The sequence below is a fragment of the Streptomyces sp. NPDC001231 genome, from assembly GCF_042896885.1.
Classification (GTDB): Bacteria; Actinomycetota; Actinomycetes; order Streptomycetales; family Streptomycetaceae; genus Streptomyces.
Map to the genome: position 1 here is coordinate 116717 of NZ_JBIAXS010000013.1, position 18366 is coordinate 135082.

Sequence of the window (18366 nt, forward strand, 5' to 3'; positions counted from 1 at the left end):
CGTTCAGCTCTTCACGAGAAGACCGCGGCTGCGCAGCACCCACCGCTCCAGCGGACTGAAGATCAGCAGGTCGATGGCGATGCCGACGAACAGGATCAGGATGATGGCCTCGAACACCATGGCCATGGAGCTGGCGTTGCGGCCGTTCTCCAGCAGGGCGCCCAGGCCGATGCCCAGGTCCGGCGAGGAGGCGATGATCTCCGCCGCCATCAGCGAGCGCCAGGAGAACGCCCAGCCCTGCTTCAGACCGGCCAGATAGCCCGGCAGCGCGGCCGGCAGGACGATGTGCCAGGCGCCCCGGACACCCGTCGCGCCCATCGTGCGGCCCGCCCGCAGGAACAGCGGCGGCACCTGGTCGATGCCGGACACCAGGCCGTTGGCGATGGACGGGACCGCGCCGAGCAGGATCACCGCGTACATCATCGAGTTGTCCAGGCCCAGCCAGATCACCGCCGGCGGCACCCACGCCACCGACGGCAGCGACTGGAGACCGGACAGGATCGGGCCGATGGCCGCGCGCACGAACTTCACCCGGGCCACCAGCAGGCCCAGCGGGGTGCCGATCGCCAGCGCGAACACGAAGCCCAGCAGACCGCGCGAGACGGACGTCCAGATGAAGCCGAGCAGCTTGCCCTGCAACCAGGCGTCCTTGAACTCGCCGCCCACGTCGGCGGGAGAGGGCAGCCTGCTCGGGTCGTCGACCACTTTCAGGGAGATCAGCGCCTGCCAGACCACCAGGACCACCGCGATCGCCACGACCGGTGGCAGGACCTTGCTGACCAGGGTCTGGCGCAGCGGCGTACGGCCGGCCGTCGTGGCCTCCAGGGCGTCGAGACCGGCCTCCACGTCGGCCAGTTCGCCGCCCCGCGCCGTCTTCGTCTCAGTGCTGGCCATGTCGGCGGATCTCCCCACGCAGGACTTCGGTGATCTCCAGGGACAGTTCCGCCACGGGCGCGTCCTCGATGCGGCGCGGCTGCGGAATGTCCACCGTCCACTCACGGGCCACCCGGCCCGGACGGGAGGACAGCAGCACCACGCGCTGGGCCAGCCGCACCGCCTCGCGCACGTTGTGCGTGACGAACAGCACCGACACCCCGGTCTGCTGCCAGATCCGGGTCAGCTCGTCGTGCAGGACGTCCCGCGTGATGGCGTCCAGCGCCGCGAACGGCTCGTCCATCAGCAGCAGGTTGCTCTCCTGGGCCAGCGCGCGGGCCATCGCCACGCGCTGGCGCATCCCGCCGGACAGTTCGTGGACGCGCTTGCCGTACGCGCCCTTCAGCCGGACGAGTTCGAGCAGCTCCTCGGCCCGGCCGCGCCGCTCCGGCTTCGCCACCCCCCGCAGCCTGAGCGCGAGTTCGATGTTCTTGCCCGCGGTCAGCCAGGGGAAGAGGGCGTGCTCCTGGAACATCAGGGCGGGGCGGCCGTCCGTCGTGATGGACCCGGCGGTGGGCCGGTCCAGCCCCGCCACCAGGTTCAGCAGGGTGGACTTGCCGCAGCCCGAGGCCCCCAGGAGGGTGACGAACTCGCCCGGAGCGACATCGAGGCTGATGCCGTCCAGCACGAGCTGCTGTCCGCCCGGTGCCGCGAAGGACTTCGAGACGTTCTCGAGGCGGGCCGCGTGCGCTACGGTCTCGGCGGCCCTGGCAAGGGTCGTGGCCATGGTCGTCACCTCCTGGGAACTCTTCGGCTACGGGCTTTACTCGGCGCCGAGACCGGCGTCGCTGACGGTCGGCTCGCCCGCGGCCTTGAGGACCTTGTTCAGCGGGGCGAGGTCGTAGATGCCGGCCAGCTTCGGGCTCTGCAGCAGGCCCGCCTTGACCGCGTGCCGCGCCTGGGCGTCGAGAGTCGAGGCCAGCGGGTCGTCGGTGATCCGGATGGACTTCCACGCCGGGTCCAGGACGTTCTCCGGCAGTTCCTTGCCGGAGTCGATCCCCAGCTGCCTGTTCGCCGCGGCCTTCGCCTCGTCCGGGTTGGCGTTGATCCACTTGTTGGTGTCCACGGAGGCCTTCAGTACCGCCTCGACGGCCTTCGGGTGCTCCTCGAGGAACTTCTGCGACACGATGATGTTCGTGATCACGAACTTCTTGTCGGGCCACAGCGACGCCTCGTCCAGCAGCACCTCGGCACCCTCGGCGACCAGCTTGGACGCGGTCGGCTCCGGCACCCAGGCGCCGTCGATGGAGCCGGACTTGTAGGCGTCCGGGGTGATCTTGTTGTCGGTGCGGACCACGGAGACGTCGCCCTTGCCGCTCTGCGCGTCGACCTTCCAGCCCTGTTCCGCGATCCAGTTGAGGAACGCCACGTCCTGCGTGTTGCCCAGCTGCGGGGTCGCGATCTTCTTGCCCTTGACGTCCTTCAGGGACTTGATCTTCTTCGGGTCGACCACGAGCTTGACCCCGCCGGAGGCCGAACCGCCGATGATGCGCAGGCTCTTGCCGGCCGACTTGGTGTAGCCGTTGATCGCCGGGGACGGGCCGATCCAGCCGATGTCGATGGAGCCGGAGTTGAGGGCCTCGATCTCGGACGGCCCGGCGTTGAATACCGACGGCTTGACGACCGTCGCGCCCAACTCCTTCTGGAAGAAGCCCTTCTGCACCCCGACCAGCGCGGTCGCGTGCGTCAGGTTGCCGAAGTAGCCGATCCTGACCGAGTCGAGACCGTCGGTCTTCTCGGCCCCGGCGGCCACCTTCTGCTTGGCGCCGTCGTCGTCGGCCTGGGAGCCGTAGCCGCAGGCGGCGAGCGCGAGCAGGGGCAGGGCGGCGACCACGGCGAGGCCGCGGCGGAGTACGGGCGTGCGGGTGCCCCCGGTCGGGCGGTTGCGGAACGGGGGAAGGTTGGCTGGCACGGGAGGCTGTCCTCTCGCAGGCCCGGCGGTCACGCCCGTCAGGTCGTGGCCGGGAGGTCGGCAGGTCTTCTTCTACGCGGATGGTGGGGGGTGAGGGCGCGCGGGCAGTGCGCGTACGTCAGCGCGCACATCGGGCCACTCCGCCCTGTCCGCTGCCGAGGGCGCCGCTGCCGACCCGGCCGCCCTCCTTGGCGAACGTCGAGTAGAAGTCGGGGGAGTTCATGGTCAGAAGTCCCAGCCGTCCTCGTCCGCCTCGTCCTTGACCGGTACCGGGGCGGCGAAGGACTCGCCGACCATGCCCGCGGTGAGCGTGGTGCCGTCGGAGGGGTCGATCAGGATGAACGAGCCGGTGCGCCGCGAGTCGGCGTAGGAGTCGACCGGCAGCGGCTCGGCGGTGCGGATCTTCACCCGGCCGATGTCGTTGGCGACGAGCTGCCCGGGGTGCGGGTGCAGGGACAGGTCGTCCAGGGTGAGCCGGGACGGGATGTCCTTGACGATCGCCTTGACCGTGCGGGTGCCGTGCTTGAGCAGCACCCGGTGGCCGACGGTCAGCGGCTGGTCGGCGACGTGGCAGACGGTCGCCTCGACGTCCTGGGTGGTGGCGGGCGCGTCCTTGCTCGGCACGATCAGGTCGCCGCGCGAGACGTCGATGTCGTCCTGGAGCAGGACCGTCACCGACTGCGTCGTCCAGGCCACGTCGACCGGCTCACCGAGCAGGTCGATGCCGGAGATCCGGGTGGTGCGGCCGGACGGCAGCACCGTCACCGCCTCGCCGACCCGGAAGCTGCCGGCGGCGATCTGGCCGGCGTAGCCGCGGTAGTCGGGGTGCTCGGCGGTCTGCGGCCGGATCACGTACTGCACGGGCAGCCGCGCGTGGCAGTGCGCCAGGTCGTGGCTGACCGGGACCGTCTCCAGGTGCTCCAGGACGGTCGGGCCGCCGTACCAGTCCATGGTCGCGGACGGCTCCACCACGTTGTCGCCGACCAGCGCCGAGATCGGGACGGCGGTGACCTCCGGGACGCCCAGTTCGGTGGCGTAGGCCGTGAACTCCTCGGCGATCGCGGCGAACACGGACTCCCGGTAGTCGACCAGGTCCATCTTGTTCACGGCCAGGACCACGTGCGGCACGCGCAGCAGCGCGGCGATCGCCGCGTGCCGGCGGGTCTGCTCCACCACGCCGTTGCGGGCGTCCACCAGGATCACCGTCAGTTCGGCGGTGGACGCGCCGGTGACCATGTTCCGCGTGTACTGCACATGGCCCGGGGTGTCCGCGAGGATGAACCGGCGGCGCGGGGTGGCGAAGTAGCGGTAGGCCACGTCGATGGTGATGCCCTGCTCGCGCTCGGCGCGCAGCCCGTCCGTCAGCAGCGCGAGGTCCGGGGCCTGCTGGCCGCGGCTCGCGGAGGCACGCTCCACGGCCTCCAGCTGGTCGGCGAGGACCGACTTGGAGTCGTGCAGCAGCCGGCCCACGAGGGTGGACTTGCCGTCGTCGACGGAGCCGGCGGTGGCGAACCGCAGCAGGGTGGTGGCCGCCAGGTCCGTGGTCGTGGTCGTGGTCATGTCTAGAAGTACCCCTCGCGCTTGCGGTCTTCCATCGCGGCCTCGGACAGCTTGTCGTCGGCCCGGGTGGCGCCGCGCTCGGTGAGGCGCGAGGCGGCGATCTCGGTGATCACCTTCTCGATGGTGTCGGCGTCGGAGTCCACGGCGCCGGTGCACGACATGTCGCCGACGGTGCGGTAGCGCACGAGCCGCTTCTCCACGGCCTCGTCGTCCTTGGGGCCGCCCCAGTCGCCGGCGGTCAGCCACATGCCGTCGCGCCGGAAGACCTCGCGCGTGTGGGCGTAGTAGATACCGGGCAGCTCGATGCCCTCGCGGGCGATGTACTGCCACACGTCCAGCTCGGTCCAGTTGGACAGCGGGAACACCCGGACGTGCTCGCCGGGCGCGTGCCGGCCGTTGTAGAGGTTCCACAGCTCGGGCCGCTGACGGCGCGGGTCCCACTGGGAGAACTCGTCCCGCAGCGAGAACACCCGCTCCTTGGCGCGGGCCTTCTCCTCGTCGCGGCGGCCGCCGCCGAAGACCGCGTCGAACCGCTCGGACTGGATCTTCTCGGTCAGCGGCAGGGTCTGCAGTGGATTACGGGTGCCGTCCGGGCGCTCCTTGAGGACGCCACGGACGATGTAGTCCTGCACGGAGGCGACGTGCAGCCGCAGGCCGTGCCCGGCCACCGTGCGGTCGCGGTAGTCGAGGACCTCGGGGAAGTTGTGCCCTGTGTCCACGTGCAGCAGCGAGAAGGGGACCGCGGCGGGCCTGAACGCCTTCAGCGCCAGGTGCAGCATGACGATGGAGTCCTTGCCCCCGGAGAACAGGATCACCGGGTTCTCGAACTCGCCCGCCACCTCGCGGAAGATGTGCACCGCCTCGGATTCCAGCGCGTCCAGGTGGGAGAGGGCGTACGGACTGCCCGTCCCCTCGTCGCCCGCCTTGGTCTTGGCGACGGTCGTCATGCCAGTCCCCTTTCGCTGAGCAGCGTGTGCACGGAAGCCGCCGACTCCTGGACCGTCTGGTGCTGCGACTCGACGCGCAGGTCCGGCGACAGGGGCTGCTCGTACGGGTCGTCGACGCCCGTCAGCCCCGTCAGTTCGCCCGCGGCCTGCTTGGCGTACAGACCCTTCACATCGCGTACGGAGCACACCTCGACCGGGGTGGCGACGTGCACCTCCAGGTACGCCGTGCCGTTCTTCGCGTGCCACTCGCGCACCGCGTCGCGGCTGTCGGTGTACGGCGCGATCACCGGGACCAGCGCCTTGACGCCGTTGCGGGCGAGCAGTTCGGCGACGAAGCCGATGCGCCGCACGTTGGTGTGCCGGTCCGCGCGGCTGAAGCCGAGGCCCGCGGAGAGGAACTCGCGGATCTCGTCGCCGTCGAGCACCTCGACGCGATGGCCCTCCGCACGCAGCCGTCCGGCCAGTTCGTGCGCGATGGTGGTCTTGCCGGCACTCGGCAGACCCGTGAGCCAGACGGTGGCTCCGGTCGTCACGTGTGTCTCCCTGTGTCTGGAAGCGGTCGTGGAAAGCACGGTCATGGGTCAGCCGTGCAGTCCGCACTCGGTCTTGGCGCTGCCCGCCCAGCGGCCGGCGCGCGCGTCCTCGCCCTCCAGCAGGCGACGGGTGCAGGGCGCGCAGCCCACGGAGCCGTAGCCGTCCATCAGCAACGGGTTGGTCAGGACGCCGTGTTCGGCGACGTAGGCGTCCACGTCGTCCTGGGTCCAGCGGGCGATCGGGGAGATCTTGACCTTCCGCCGCTTCTCGTCCCAGCCGACGACCGGGGTGTTCGCCCGGGTCGGGGACTCGTCGCGGCGCAGTCCGGTCGCCCACGCCGTGTAGCCCTTCAGGCCCTCCTCCAGCGGCCGCACCTTGCGCAGCCGGCAGCACAGGTCCGGATCACGGTCGTGCAGCTTCGGGCCGTACTCGGCGTCCTGTTCGGCGACCGTCCGCTCCGGGGTGAGGGTGATGACGTGGACGTCCATCACGGCCTCGACCGCGTCGCGGGTGCCGATGGTCTCCGGGAAGTGGTAACCGGTGTCGAGGAACACCACGTCCACGCCCGGCATCGCACGGGAGGCGAGGTGGGCGACCACCGCGTCCTCCATGGACGAGGTGACGCAGAACCGGCGGCCGAAGGTGGCGGCCGCCCACTGGAGGATCTCCAGCGCGGAGGCGTCCTCCAGGTCGCGGCCCGCCTGTTCGGCCAGCGCCTTCAACCCGGCTTCCACGCCTGCTTCCGGAGTCGTGGTCATATCCCCTCGTCCCCTTCGTGGCCGGCTCGCCCGACGCCCCGGGCGAGCAGCCCGAGGAACTTCAGCCGGAAGGCCCGGTTGCATCCCGCGCACTCCCAGGCGCCGTGGCCCTCCTCGCTCGGACGGAGGTCCTCCTCGCCGCAGTACGGGCAGTAGAAGGGGGCGGCCCGCTCGCTCATGACAGCTCCTCCTCGGACGCCCGGGCGGCCCAGGCGGCGAACCGCTCGCCGTCCTCGCGCCGCTCCTGGTAGCGGGTCAGGACCCGCTCGATGTAGTCGGGCAGCTCCCGCGCCGTCACCTTCAGTCCGCGCACCTTGCGGCCGAAGCCGGGCTCCAGGCCGAGCGCGCCGCCCAGGTGCACCTGGTAGCCCTCGACCTGCTCGCCCCGGTCGTCGACGACCAGTTGGCCCTTGAGGCCGATGTCCGCCACCTGGATGCGGGCGCAGGCGTTCGGGCAGCCGTTGAGGTTGATGGTGATCGGCTCGTCGAAGTCCGGCAGCCGGCGCTCCAGTTCGTCGATCAGCGTGGCGCCGCGCGCCTTGGTCTCGACGATGGCGAGCTTGCAGAACTCGATGCCGGTGCAGGCCATGGTGCCGCGCCGGAACGTGGACGGCCGGGCGGTGAGGTCCAGTGCCTCCAGACCGGCGACCAGCGAGTCGACCTGGTCCCCCTCGACGTCGAGGATGATCATCTTCTGCTCGACGGTGGTACGGACCCGTCCCGAGCCGTGCGCCTCGGCCAGTTCGGCGATCTTCGTCAGGGTGGCGCCGTCGACGCGGCCGACCCGCGGGGCGAAACCGACGTAGTGACGGCCGTCGTTCTGCCGGTGGACCCCGACGTGGTCGCGCCACTTCTGGACCGGCTCCTCGGGGGCGGGCCCGTCGACGAGCCCGCGCTTCAGGTACTCGTCCTCCAGTACCTGGCGGAACTTCTCCGCGCCCCAGTCGGCGACCAGGAACTTCAGCCGGGCCCGGTTGCGCAGCCGCCGGTAGCCGTAGTCACGGAAGATCGACAGGACGCCCTCGTAGACGTCCGGGACCTCCTCCAGCGGCACCCAGGCGCCCAGCCGCACGCCCAGCTTGGGGTTGGTGGACAGGCCGCCGCCGACCCACAGGTCGAAGCCGGGCCCGTGCTCGGGGTGGCGCACGCCCACGAACGCGACGTCGTTGATCTCGTGGACCACGTCGAGCAGCGGCGAGCCGGAGATGGCCGTCTTGAACTTCCGGGGGAGGTTCGAGTACGCCTTGTTGCCCAGGACGCGGCGCTGTATCTCCTCCAGCGCCGGGGTGGCGTCGACGATCTCGTCCTCGGCGATGCCCGCGACGGGGGAGCCGATCATCACGCGCGGGGTGTCGCCGCAGGCGGTGACCGTGGACAGGCCGACGGCCTCCAGGCGGTTCCAGATCTCCGGCACGTCCTCGATCCGGATCCAGTGGTACTGGATGTTCTGCCGGTCGGTGATGTCGGCGGTGCCGCGCGCGAACTCCTGCGAGACCTCGCCGATGACCCGCAGCTGCCGGGTGGTGAGCCGGCCGCCGTCGATGCGCACGCGCATCATGAAGTAGCGGTCGTCCAGCTCCTCCGGATCCAGGATCGCGGTCTTGCCGCCGTCGATGCCCGGCTTGCGCTGGGTGTACAGCCCCCACCAGCGCATCCGGCCGCGCAGGTCGTTGGGGTCGATCGAGTCGAAACCGCGCTTGGAGTAGATCGTCTCAATGCGTGTCCGCACATTGAGACCGTCGTCGTCCTTCTTGAACTGCTCGTTGCCGTTGAGCGGGGTCAGGTGCCCCACGGCCCACTGCCCCTCGCCGCGGTGACGGCTCACCTTGCGGCGGGGCGCGGTGGGGTTCTGCGGAGAGGCGGCCATGGTCGATACGTCCTTCGGGACAGCGGGAATGCGGCTCTTACCTGCGTGGGCGCAGGGCACATCGGCAGACGGGCAGGTATGCGCGTCTGTGCGCAGGTGGGGAAAGCGGGGGAAAGCAGAAAAACCGGAAAAGCGGGAGAACCGGTGGACCCGGGCCCGTGGCCGTCAGGCCACAGCGGGTGAGGTCAGCTCGCCGGACAGATGGCGCTGGACATGCGGCCGTGGTCGACGTGCCGTCGGCTCACCAGGGCGACTCCAGTTCCAGACATGGTGGAAAGCCTGGCACGGCGATCTGGACAGCGTCCAGCTTCGTCCGGCATGCGGACACCCCTGTCCCGGGATTCAGGACAGGGGTGTCGTTCGGCGCGTCGGCCGCGATCGTGCGCGCACCCGCAGGTCAGGCCGGGTACGCCCCCGGCCAGGGGCCCGGAGTGGCCACCTCCGCCTCCTCCTCGACCTTGGTGTCGAAGAGCTTGAAGCCCCGGCGCTGGTAGTTGTCCATCGCGAACTCGCCGTCCTTGCTGCACGTGTGCAGCCACACCCGCTTCGTCGGCGTCCGTCCGGGCCAGCGGTCGGCCAGGTCCCAGGCGCGGGCGGTGCCGCAGGACAGCAGGTGGCCGCCGATCCGCCGGCCGCGGAAGGCCTCGATCAAACCGAAGTAGACGATCTCCACGACGCCCTCGTCCTGCGCCTCCAGTTCGACGTAACCCGCCGGAGTGCCGCGGTCGTACGCCACCCATGTCTCGACACCCGGACGCTCCAGGTACTCCCGCCACCGCGCGTACGTCCAGCCCAGCCGGTCCGTCCAGCGGATGTCGCCGCCGACCGAGGCGTAGAGGAACCGGCTGAACTCGGGGGAGGGAACCTCGGACCGTACGACCCGTACGTCCCCCTCGGGCACGGCGGCCGGCAGGAGGTCGGTCGGGGAGGTCTGCTCCAGGGACCAGGTGGTCACGGCGATGCTCGTCATGCCGGTCAGGGAATCATCCGCGCCCGGCCTCTGTCGATCGGGAGTGTGTGGTCTCACTCGGTCCGTTCGCCCGAAGGCCGTGGCCGGCCGGGCGTCCGGCGAATCCCGCGGACCCGCCCGACGCGTCCGGCCGACCCGATTTTCCGGATCCCACAGCACATCGAGGTCCCCGTGCCTGACATACCGGCAGCGCACACCCGCTGCATCAACACGGTGCGCGGTCCGCCGACCTGGTGCTGCTCGCCGCTCACACATGAAAGAGCAGCACAACCACCACCGTCAAGATCGAAATCGGCAGCAACCTCGAAAAGGCCGGACATGTCCGAGAGTTCTGGCGTCCATACTGGCCCGCTTGATGCACCGCATCATCGGCGCAGCTCCACATTGCCGACCGCGGCGCCGGCAGTTTTCCCTTCCCGCTAGCGCTTGGGCGTTCCTTCGTCGGTCTCCCGGTCGAATGTCGTGGCGGGTTTGCGGCATGGAAGAAATCCGCCACTGTCCATCGGTTGCCTCGGTCCGTGAAGAGCCCGAAAGTATCTGCCGAATGCAGCAAGAACTTCTTCCTCATGATGAGCAGGAGACGTTCATGCATCCCCCGCGCCGTTTTCACGGCGAACCCGAAATGAAGGGCATCTCAGGAGGGCTGGCACGACCGCCCACCACGTACGACGCAGTCATCCGACGCGGCGCCGAATCCGCGCGGCTGCGTGGTTGCGCGCGCCTTGTTCCCTCTCAGAGAAGGTCATCACCTTGATGAGGCTGTCACGACCGGGTGGGCCGATCGGACACCCGGACCGCCCGACTACCTCAACACCCTGCTGGCTGACATACCGTCCAGTGTGGACCGCCCTGGGGATTCTCATCGCAGCCTGTGTGGCCGGCACGCTCGTCACCCTCCCCGCCGCCACCGCCGCCGAGACGCCGGCAGCCCAGCCGCAGCAGAACAGCCCCGTTGTCGCCACACACAAGCTCACCCTCGTCACCGGCGAGGTGGTGACGCTGGAGCGTCACGCCAATGGCTTCCAGGCTGCGACGGTGGAGCCCGCAGCCGACGGCACCCCGGCGGCGTTCACGTCCATGAAGGTGGGCGACGAGGTCTACGTCATCCCGGACAAGGCACAGCCCTACCTCGCCGCGAACGAGCTCGACCGTGAGCTGTTCAACGTCACCAAGCTCGTCGAGTACGGCTACGACGACGCACACCGCCCCGCCGTACCCCTGATCGCGACCTACGCAGGCGCGCCGGGCAAAGCCGGCACGGCGCTCGACCAGGCCGCGCCGGCCGGCTCGGTGAAGAAGGATGAGCCGCCCAGCGCCAACGCGGTGGCGCTGCACGCCGCCAGGAAGAAGGCGTCGACCTTCTGGGAGGCGGTCGACGACGACAGCACCGCCGCGACGAAGGCACCGAAGCTCGCCGGCGGCATCAAGAAGCTCTGGCTCGACAAGCCGGTGCACGTCACTCTGGACCAGAGTGTGCCGCAGATCGGCGCCCCGGACGCGTGGGCGGCCGGCTACGACGGCGCCGGCACCAAGGTGGCCATCCTCGACACCGGAATCGACCCCAACCACCCCGATGTGGCGGGGCAGGTGAAGAAGACGCCGAACTTCAGCGACGACTCCGACGCGGTCGACCACCACGGCCACGGCACGCATGTCGCCTCGACCATCGCCGGCTCGGGTGCCGCGTCGGGCGGCAGGCTCAAGGGTGTGGCGCCGGGCGCCGACCTGTACATCGGCAAGGTCCTCAACACGGCCGGTTCGGGATCCGAGTCGATGGTCATCGCCGGCATGGAGTGGGCGGAGGCCCAGGGCGCGGACGTCATCGGCATGAGCCTGGGCTCGGCGGCCGGCAGTGATGGCACCGACCCGATCAGCCAGGCCGCCAACCAGCTCACCGAGTCCTCCGGGCCGCTGTTTGTCATCGCGGCCGGCTACACGGGCCCGGGCAAGGGGACCGGGGGCTCGCCGGGTGCCGCCCAGGACGCACTGACCGTCGGCGCGGTGAGCAAGCAGGACCAGCTCGCGAACTTCTCCAGCCGCGGCCCGGTCAAGGAAACCTTCGCGGTCAAGCCGGAGATCACCGCACCGGGCGTGGACATCGTCGCCGCGCGCGCCGCCGGCACCACGATGGGCACCCCGGTCGACACCAACTACACCTCGGCCAACGGCACCTCGATGGCCACCCCGCACGTGTCCGGCGCAGCGGCGACCCTCGTCCAGCGCCACCCCGACTGGTCCGCCGACCGGCCCAAGCAGGTGCTGGTCAGCACCACCAAGCAGGGCTCGTACAACGCCTACCAGGGCGGTAACGGCCGCGTCGACGTGCCCGAGGCGATCGACGCCACGACGTACTCCAGCCCCGCCGTCATCAGCATGGGCAAGAAGTCGGCCGAGAGCGCGCCGCTCACCAAGACGATCAACTACGTCAACACCTCCGCGGCGGACACCACGCTGTCGCTCGGCCTGTTCAGCCTCGGAGAGACGGCACCCCCGCCGGACGGCATGTTCACGCTCGGCGCCAACAGCGTGACGGTCCCGGCGAACTCCACCGCCAGCGTGACGGTGACCTGCCACCCCGAGCTCGGCGCCGTGGGCGACTACACCGGCATCATCACCGCCACCGCGCCCGACGGCACCGCGATCCGTACCACCGTCGGCGCCACGAAGGACGTGCCCACCGTCGACCTCACCGTCAACTGATCAAGGCCTACGCCATTCGCTGACCCTCACGGCAGCCCTTTCCCGACCGCACCCCTGGCACAAGGAACGCCCTTGTGTCAGGGGCACACCCCGTTGCACCGGCAATCGAATACCTTGCCGTTCCTCCGTGTTGCCGAAATCGAGAGCATCCTCGAAAAGACCGGACATATCCGAGAGTTCTGACGTCCGCACCGGCCCGCCTGATACACCGCACCATCGGCATAGCTCCGCATTCCCGAACGCGGCGCCGGCAGTTTCCCCTCCCCACGAGCACTTTGGCGTTCCTCCGCCGGTCTTCCGGCCGAATGTCGTGACGGGTTTCCGACATGGAAGAAATCCGCCACTGCCCATCGGTTGCCTCGGTCCGTGAAGAGCCCGAAAGTATCTGCCGAATGCAGCAAGAACTTCTTCCTCATGATGAGTAGGAGACGCTCATGCATCCCCCGCGCCATTTTCACGGCCAACCCGAAAGAACGGCATCTCGGGAGGCCTTGCGATGAGGCGTTTCGGGCGACGGCTGGCCGCCGCGGCCGCTGGCATCACCGTCCTCGGGACGGTCATGTCGAGCACCGCGGCGAATGCCTCCAACCCAACTCCGGCTCCGTCTTCCCTTACTGCCCGCAACCTGCCCGCGTCGGTCCACGACAGCCTTCTCCAGGCTGCCGCCGGAAATCGGGCGAACCTGTCCCTGACGCTGGTGACCGGCGACAAGGTGCAGATCGGCATCACCGAGGACCGGAAGCCGGTCGTCCGTGAGATCGAGCCCGCGACGCGGCCCGGGAACGAGTCGGTTCTCTTTCACACCGTCACCAGGAACGACCAGGTCTACGTCGTACCGGAAGACGCGTTGTCGCTGCTCGGTGCCGACCTGCTGGACTGGGAACTCTTCAACCTCGCCAAGCTGGCCGACTGGGCGGCCGAGGGCAGGACCGGTGAGGTCCCGGTGATTGCCACGTACACCGGGAAGGCCAGTGCCCGGACAGCGGCGACCGCCGCCGGTACGACCGCCAAGACCGTCCTGCCGAGCATCAACGCCCGCTCGATGACCATCAAGGACAACGGCCAGTGGTGGCGAGAGGTGCGGGAGAAGACCACCGGCAAGTCCGCCGCGGCCTCCCGGGCCTCCGGCCCGCTGGCCGGGGTGGGGAAGGTGTGGCTGGACGAGCTGACGAAGCTGGAGCTCGACCAGTCCGTACCGCAGATCGGCGCGCCCGCCGCCTGGGAACGCGGCTACGACGGTTCGAACGTGAAGGTCACGGTGCTGGACAGTGGCATCGATGCCACCCACCCCGATCTCGCCGGCCGGATCACCGAGGCGGTTGACTTCACCAACAGCCCGAAGGGTGCGGTGGACGAACACGGACACGGTACCCATGTGGCGTCCACGATCGCCGGTACCGGCAAGGCCTCCGACGGGCTGCGCCGCGGTGTGGCGCCCGGTGCGAAGCTCTCCATCGGCAGAGTCTGCGGTTCGGACGGCTCGTGCGCCGGCTCCGCGGTCATCGCCGGCATGGAATGGGCCGCCAAGTCCGGTGCCGACGTGGTGAACATGAGCCTCGGCGGCGCGCCCTCCGACGGAAAGGACCTGCTGAGCACAACGGTCAACACGCTCAGCCGCATCTACGGCACCCTGTTCGTCATCGCCGCGGGCAACGCCGGCCCGGGCTCCGAGACGGTCGGGTCGCCAGGTGCCGCCGACGAGGCGCTGACCGTCGCGGCCGTGGACAAGAGCGACAAGATGGCCTCCTTCTCCAGCCGCGGACCCCGCGTCGGGGACGGCGCGGTCAAGCCGGACATCTCGGCGCCGGGCGTCGCCATCGTCGCGGCCCGGGCCAAGGGCACCGCGATGGGCAAGCCCGTGGACGATTACTACACGTCCGCCAACGGCACCTCCATGGCCACGCCCCATATGGCCGGTGCCGCGGCGATCATCGCCCAGCAGCACCCGGACTTCACCGGGCGGCAGATCAAGTCGCTGCTGATGGCGACCTCCAAGGACCTCGGGCACGACCTGTTCGCGCAGGGCGCCGGCCGGGTGGACGTGGCCCGCGCGGTCGATCCGAAGATCACCCCCGACGGAAACCTGAACTTCGGCCGAGCCGAATACCCGCACTCGCCGGTGTCCAGGAAGGTCACCTACAGCAACTGGACCGACGAGCCGATCACTCTTACGCTCTCCGCCTCGGCTTCCCAGGCGGGCAAGCCCGCACCGGAGGGGCTCTTCACCCTCAGCGCCGACCAGGTCACGGTGCCCGCCAAGGGCTCGGCCGATGTGACGGCGACCATGGACGGCAGGGCGGTGGACAGTTCCGGGCAGTACGGCGCATACACCGGCGTCCTGACCGCCAAGGACAGCGCGGGGGCAGTGCTCGGATCAACGCGGATCTCGACCTATGTGGAGCCGATCCGCCACGACCTGAACATCAAGATCATTCCTCCGTCCGGCGCCACCGATGTCTCGTACGGCAGCGCGCTGATCGTCCCGGTCGACGAGGACGAGCTGAACCTGTACGAAAAGCCGCTGACGGTACCGGGCGGCGAGACGATCAAGGCACGGGTTTTCAGCGGCACTGTCACGGCGGCCCTCGGGGTGACGTGGCGGGACGCGGCCGGCGAGCTGCAGATGGCCGCACCGATGGTGCCGGAGGTGGAGGTCACCGGGGCGACCACGGTGGAGCTGGACCTTCGGAAGGTCAAGCCCATCAGTGTGAACACCCCGGAGCCGACCGAGACATACACGGCACTCTTCAAGACCCAGCGGACCTCCGTGGACGGAGACTGGGGGATCACGGCGTCGTTGGCCGCCGAATACGGTCCCGGTGAGCCGGGCTGGTGGGCACTACCGACCGTCGGTGAGGTCAGCCTCGGCACGCTCGACTTCTTCAGCCGGCATGTCCTGGTACCGCCGTCAGTGACGATGAAGGTCACGGGGAACGGCGACTCCTTCGGCCTGGACGCCCGCTACGCGACACCGGACACCACCATCAACGGCGGAAACCAGCGGTGGACGAAGGACGGGAAGCCCGTGACCACCCTCGTGCGGTCGACGATTCCCCGACTGCCCGCCAACGGGAAGAAGCCCGTCGTCTACGCGGGCACCGGCTCGGCCGAGGAACTCGCCAAGGTCGATGCCAAGGGTGCGCTGGTGCTGCTGAAGCCGACCGACATCTGCGGGAAGACCTGCGACTTCACCGCACTGCGCACGCGAGTGACGGCGGCTGCCGCCGCGGGCGCGGTCGGAGTGCTGGTGACCGGCGAAACCGACCGGGTCGCCCTGCTGAAGTACGAGTCGTTCCGGCAGTACAAGTGCGACGGTCCCGACAGCTGCCCGCCGGTCGACCCGTACGCAGCGCTGCCGATCGTGACCGTACCCCCGGCCCAGGCCGCCACGCTGATCCAGCGGATCGAGGGCGGAGCGAAGTCCGGCGTTCAGATCGAACTCGGCGGGAACCGCGAAGTGTCCAAGGCCTACGCTCTGGCCTTCGACTCCCCCGGTCGGATTCCCGGCAACCTGCCGTACCAGGTCCAGTCCCGGGATCTCGACCGCGTCGATCACCGCTTCCACGCCGACCAGCCCGGCGCGATTCCCCACTTCAGCTGGAACCGGATGACGGAGTCCGGCCCGGTGACAGAGGAAAGCATGCTGCCCAAGCCGGACAGTCAGCGGCAGTTCACCACGTTGGTCGGGCCGCGGAACGACGACGCGATCGACCGCTTCGAGATGTCCGTCAGGGACTATCTCGCGCCGTCCGTGGCAAGTCCGTCGGGCCCGGTCGAAACTCAGGACCTGGCGCTCGGCAAGAAGAACACGATCGCCTGGAACGCGGGTCCGTCGCTTCCCGGCGCGGCGCCCCAGGTCCGCACCAAGTCGGGCTTCACCGCCGACACCGGCCTGCCGTGCGCCGGCTGCCGGGAGGGCGACCGCTTCTGGCCCACCCTGTACCAGACCGGCAGCGGTGGCGGTCGCCAGGCCATGATGGGCATGCTCAACGACACGGGTATCGCCAATTTGATCTACGGGATCCAGGCCTGTGAGCCCCCCGCCTGCAAGGTAGGCCTCTTCGACGACGCCGGCCACGAACTCCAGCAAAAGCTCAACCCGGCCGAGTTCGTCTTCCAGCTCGGCGAGCCCGGCAACGCGTCGGACCTGATGTCGAGGAGCGGGCGGTGATGACCGAAATGAGAAAGGAGACTGCTCCGATGAACGCGGCCGAGCCATCGAGGTGGCGCCGGAAGGTGAACCTGGCGGCGTCGGCAGCCGTGGCGATGCTCGCGCTGGTGGGCTGCAAGGCCGACGTCATCTCGTACGACCTGCCTGCGGAATCCGCCCGCTACACGTTCCAGGCGGAGACCAACGGGGTCAAGACCGCGTGGGAGTACACGTCCGACCGGGCGACCAAGCCCGACACGCCGACGTCACAGCCGTGCATCGCCGACGTCATTCTCAAGGAAACCGGTCCGTGCCGTCCGGAGCCGCTCATCTTCCTGCGCTACGACCTGGGCCTGGACCTGGACAACACCGCCAAGGCCGGCGGGGTCCATCCCATCACCGTCACCGGCTACTACCAGGATCGGCTCAGCACGCCGCCGACCGTGACCGAGTTGCGGGCGGAGGCCAGCTTCGACGGCGGCAAGACCTGGAAGCCGGTGAGCACCAAGGCCGACGGGAAGAACACCTTCACCGCGCAAATCAAGCACCCGAAGCGTGACGAGGCTCCCGGAGGAGTCGCACTGCGGATCACCGCGACCGACAGTGCGGGCAACACCGTCAAGCAGACCATTCCCAAGGCGTACCGGCTGCGCTGAGGTGAACCGCTGAAACGGTGAACCGACCCTGAGGGATCACGGCCGGGGCGTGACATGAGTTTCGCCCCGGCCTTCTCTCGCGTTTTCGGCGAAGCCCTCGCCGAACGCGGACAGGGTCGACGATCGCAGGCCGACTGCGAGTAACTGATCCGCACACACCGCTTGGTCAGGCCGTTGGGCCGGTGCCACTTGCACCGGATTGCGGCATGCCCCGATCCACATTCCGGTGGCCTCGCCCTGGGTGACACATCGAGGGCGGCGGCCTCCTTCCATGACACAAACGCCCGACCGAAGTACCGAAAGACAAGCGCAGGAGCATCATGCTGTCAGACGTGCTGGGACTCACCCCCGAAGAGGCAGACACCTACCGCACCCTGGTCTCGGTAGCCTCCGCCACTCCCGCCGAACTCGCCGAACTCGTCGGCGGCAACCCCCTCCTGGTGGTGCGCATCCTCGGCAGGCTCGAAGGCCAGGGGCTCGCCGCGCGCAGCGTCGGCGACACCACTCGGTTCGTCGCATCCCCACCGGCGGCGGTGCTTCGGGCGCTCCTGGTCCAGCGACAGAACGAACTCAATCTGGCGGAACTCGAGGTCGACTCCCTCGACGAAATCTACCGCGCGGCCACCCTCGGGCGCGGCGTCGCGGAGGTCGTCGACGTGATCCACGGAGCCGAGGCCATCCGCGAACGCGTCGGCCACATACAACTCGGCGCACGGAAAGAGATCATGAACTTCGTCAAGGCGCCGTTCTTTTCGCCCGGCAACATGACCGACGGCGCGGTCATCGAGCGCGGCGTCCGTTATCGCGTGCTGCTCGAACGCGCGATGCTCGACGGGGGAACCCCGTCGTTCGACGAGATCGCCCAGGCGCGGGCCGCAGGAGAGGAAGTCCGGGTCACCGGCACTCTGCCACTGAAACTCTTCATCGTGGACCGCGAGTTGGCGATTGTTCCACTCCTCGGTTCGGCCAGTGCCGCGAAGGCGGGAGCCCTGCTCGTGCACGAGAGCAGCCTGCTCGACGCGCTGATAGCACTGTTCGAGTCCGAATGGGAGAGAGCGACGCAGTTCGTCACCTCCGCGGGTGCCTTGCAGAACCCGCCCGCCATCGATGATCTGGACGCGCAGATCCTCAGCCTGTCACTGACCGGCCTCACCGACCAGGCGATCGCCACCCAACTGCGCACCTCCCTGCGGACGGTGCAGCGCCGGCTGCGGCACTTGATGGACACCGTGAAAGTGCGCAATCGCATGCAGTTGGGCTTCCATGCGGCACGCCTGGGCTGGCTCGAAACCGAGCAAACCGGCCGGGGACCCGGGTGAGGCCCCAGGCAGGTTCCCTGGGGCGGAGACGAGCAGGGCCGTGCAGACGCGGCCCCTTTT

14 protein-coding genes are annotated in these 18366 nt (G+C 69.3%); 4 read left to right on the forward strand and 10 right to left on the reverse strand.

Translation table 11 applies throughout. From position 1 onward, the window contains the following. Nucleotides 1–3: 3 nt before the first annotated feature. The 10 genes from ACFY3J_RS17900 to ACFY3J_RS17945 form a co-directional block, all read right to left on the reverse strand. The gene (locus tag ACFY3J_RS17900; protein ID WP_390841220.1) at nucleotides 4–894 is read right to left on the reverse strand and encodes an ABC transporter permease; all 891 of its coding nucleotides are present in this window, start codon (nucleotides 892–894) and stop codon (nucleotides 4–6) included. Further along, nucleotides 881–1660 carry an ABC transporter ATP-binding protein gene (locus tag ACFY3J_RS17905; protein ID WP_384176982.1) on the reverse strand — a complete coding sequence of 260 codons (780 nt, stop codon included), beginning with the start codon at nucleotides 1658–1660 and terminating at the stop codon, nucleotides 881–883. The genes ACFY3J_RS17900 and ACFY3J_RS17905 overlap by 14 nt, the downstream gene beginning before the upstream one ends. Nucleotides 1661–1696: 36 nt before the next feature. Next, nucleotides 1697–2845, reverse strand: a complete 1149-nt coding sequence (locus ACFY3J_RS17910; RefSeq protein ID WP_390841221.1) for an aliphatic sulfonate ABC transporter substrate-binding protein — start codon at nucleotides 2843–2845, stop codon at nucleotides 1697–1699. A gap of 225 nt (nucleotides 2846–3070) precedes the next feature. Continuing rightward, entirely contained in the window at nucleotides 3071–4405 is a 1335-nt protein-coding gene (locus tag ACFY3J_RS17915) for a sulfate adenylyltransferase subunit 1 (RefSeq protein ID WP_390841222.1), read from the reverse strand. Nucleotides 4406–4407: 2 nt separating this feature from the next. After that, nucleotides 4408–5352 (reverse strand): sulfate adenylyltransferase subunit CysD, encoded by a 945-nt coding sequence (gene cysD, locus ACFY3J_RS17920; RefSeq protein WP_384176976.1) that lies wholly within the window; start codon nucleotides 5350–5352, stop codon nucleotides 4408–4410. After that, nucleotides 5349–5885, reverse strand: coding sequence for an adenylyl-sulfate kinase (gene cysC / locus ACFY3J_RS17925; protein ID WP_384176974.1), 537 nt, complete (start codon nucleotides 5883–5885; stop codon nucleotides 5349–5351). The genes cysD and cysC overlap by 4 nt, the downstream gene beginning before the upstream one ends. Before the next feature lie 48 nt (nucleotides 5886–5933). After that, nucleotides 5934–6644 carry a phosphoadenylyl-sulfate reductase gene (locus tag ACFY3J_RS17930; protein WP_384176972.1) on the reverse strand — a complete coding sequence of 237 codons (711 nt, stop codon included), beginning with the start codon at nucleotides 6642–6644 and terminating at the stop codon, nucleotides 5934–5936. Then, nucleotides 6641–6823, reverse strand: coding sequence for a hypothetical protein (locus tag ACFY3J_RS17935; protein WP_361412369.1), 183 nt, complete (start codon nucleotides 6821–6823; stop codon nucleotides 6641–6643). The genes ACFY3J_RS17930 and ACFY3J_RS17935 overlap by 4 nt, the downstream gene beginning before the upstream one ends. Continuing rightward, complete coding sequence (locus ACFY3J_RS17940) at nucleotides 6820–8511, reverse strand: nitrite/sulfite reductase (RefSeq protein WP_390841223.1); 1692 nt, start codon at nucleotides 8509–8511, stop codon at nucleotides 6820–6822. Before ACFY3J_RS17940 ends, ACFY3J_RS17935 begins: the two co-directional genes overlap by 4 nt. Nucleotides 8512–8908: 397 nt before the next feature. Then, nucleotides 8909–9481 carry a GNAT family N-acetyltransferase gene (locus ACFY3J_RS17945; RefSeq protein ID WP_384176968.1) on the reverse strand — a complete coding sequence of 191 codons (573 nt, stop codon included), beginning with the start codon at nucleotides 9479–9481 and terminating at the stop codon, nucleotides 8909–8911. Between the two features lie 873 nt (nucleotides 9482–10354). On the opposite strand from ACFY3J_RS17945, the gene ACFY3J_RS17950 reads away from it, so the two are divergent. The 4 genes from ACFY3J_RS17950 to ACFY3J_RS17965 all read left to right on the forward strand — a co-directional run bounded on the left by ACFY3J_RS17950 (nucleotide 10355) and on the right by ACFY3J_RS17965 (nucleotide 18306). Then, nucleotides 10355–12181, forward strand: a complete 1827-nt coding sequence (locus tag ACFY3J_RS17950; RefSeq protein ID WP_390841224.1) for a S8 family serine peptidase — start codon at nucleotides 10355–10357, stop codon at nucleotides 12179–12181. Nucleotides 12182–12677: 496 nt separating this feature from the next. After that, nucleotides 12678–16352 (forward strand): S8 family serine peptidase, encoded by a 3675-nt coding sequence (locus tag ACFY3J_RS17955; RefSeq protein WP_390841225.1) that lies wholly within the window; start codon nucleotides 12678–12680, stop codon nucleotides 16350–16352. Further along, nucleotides 16352–16987 (forward strand): hypothetical protein, encoded by a 636-nt coding sequence (locus ACFY3J_RS17960; RefSeq protein ID WP_384176960.1) that lies wholly within the window; start codon nucleotides 16352–16354, stop codon nucleotides 16985–16987. Before ACFY3J_RS17955 ends, ACFY3J_RS17960 begins: the two co-directional genes overlap by 1 nt. Nucleotides 16988–17307: 320 nt before the next feature. Further along, nucleotides 17308–18306, forward strand: coding sequence for a helix-turn-helix domain-containing protein (locus tag ACFY3J_RS17965; protein WP_390841226.1), 999 nt, complete (start codon nucleotides 17308–17310; stop codon nucleotides 18304–18306). Nucleotides 18307–18366: the final 60 nt, after the last annotated feature.

Coding starts and splice junctions, on each gene's coding strand:
- ACFY3J_RS17900 (WP_390841220.1), bottom strand. CDS start 894: ATGGCCAGCACTGAGACGAAGACGGCGCGGGGCGGCGAACTGGCCGAC.
- ACFY3J_RS17905 (WP_384176982.1), bottom strand. CDS start 1,660: ATGGCCACGACCCTTGCCAGGGCCGCCGAGACCGTAGCGCACGCGGCC.
- ACFY3J_RS17915 (WP_390841222.1), bottom strand. CDS start 4,405: ATGACCACGACCACGACCACGGACCTGGCGGCCACCACCCTGCTGCGG.
- cysD (WP_384176976.1), bottom strand. CDS start 5,352: ATGACGACCGTCGCCAAGACCAAGGCGGGCGACGAGGGGACGGGCAGT.
- ACFY3J_RS17930 (WP_384176972.1), bottom strand. CDS start 6,644: ATGACCACGACTCCGGAAGCAGGCGTGGAAGCCGGGTTGAAGGCGCTG.
- ACFY3J_RS17935 (WP_361412369.1), bottom strand. CDS start 6,823: ATGAGCGAGCGGGCCGCCCCCTTCTACTGCCCGTACTGCGGCGAGGAG.
- ACFY3J_RS17940 (WP_390841223.1), bottom strand. CDS start 8,511: ATGGCCGCCTCTCCGCAGAACCCCACCGCGCCCCGCCGCAAGGTGAGC.
- ACFY3J_RS17945 (WP_384176968.1), bottom strand. CDS start 9,481: ATGACGAGCATCGCCGTGACCACCTGGTCCCTGGAGCAGACCTCCCCG.
- ACFY3J_RS17955 (WP_390841225.1), top strand. CDS start 12,678: ATGAGGCGTTTCGGGCGACGGCTGGCCGCCGCGGCCGCTGGCATCACC.
- ACFY3J_RS17960 (WP_384176960.1), top strand. CDS start 16,352: ATGACCGAAATGAGAAAGGAGACTGCTCCGATGAACGCGGCCGAGCCA.
- ACFY3J_RS17965 (WP_390841226.1), top strand. CDS start 17,308: ATGCTGTCAGACGTGCTGGGACTCACCCCCGAAGAGGCAGACACCTAC.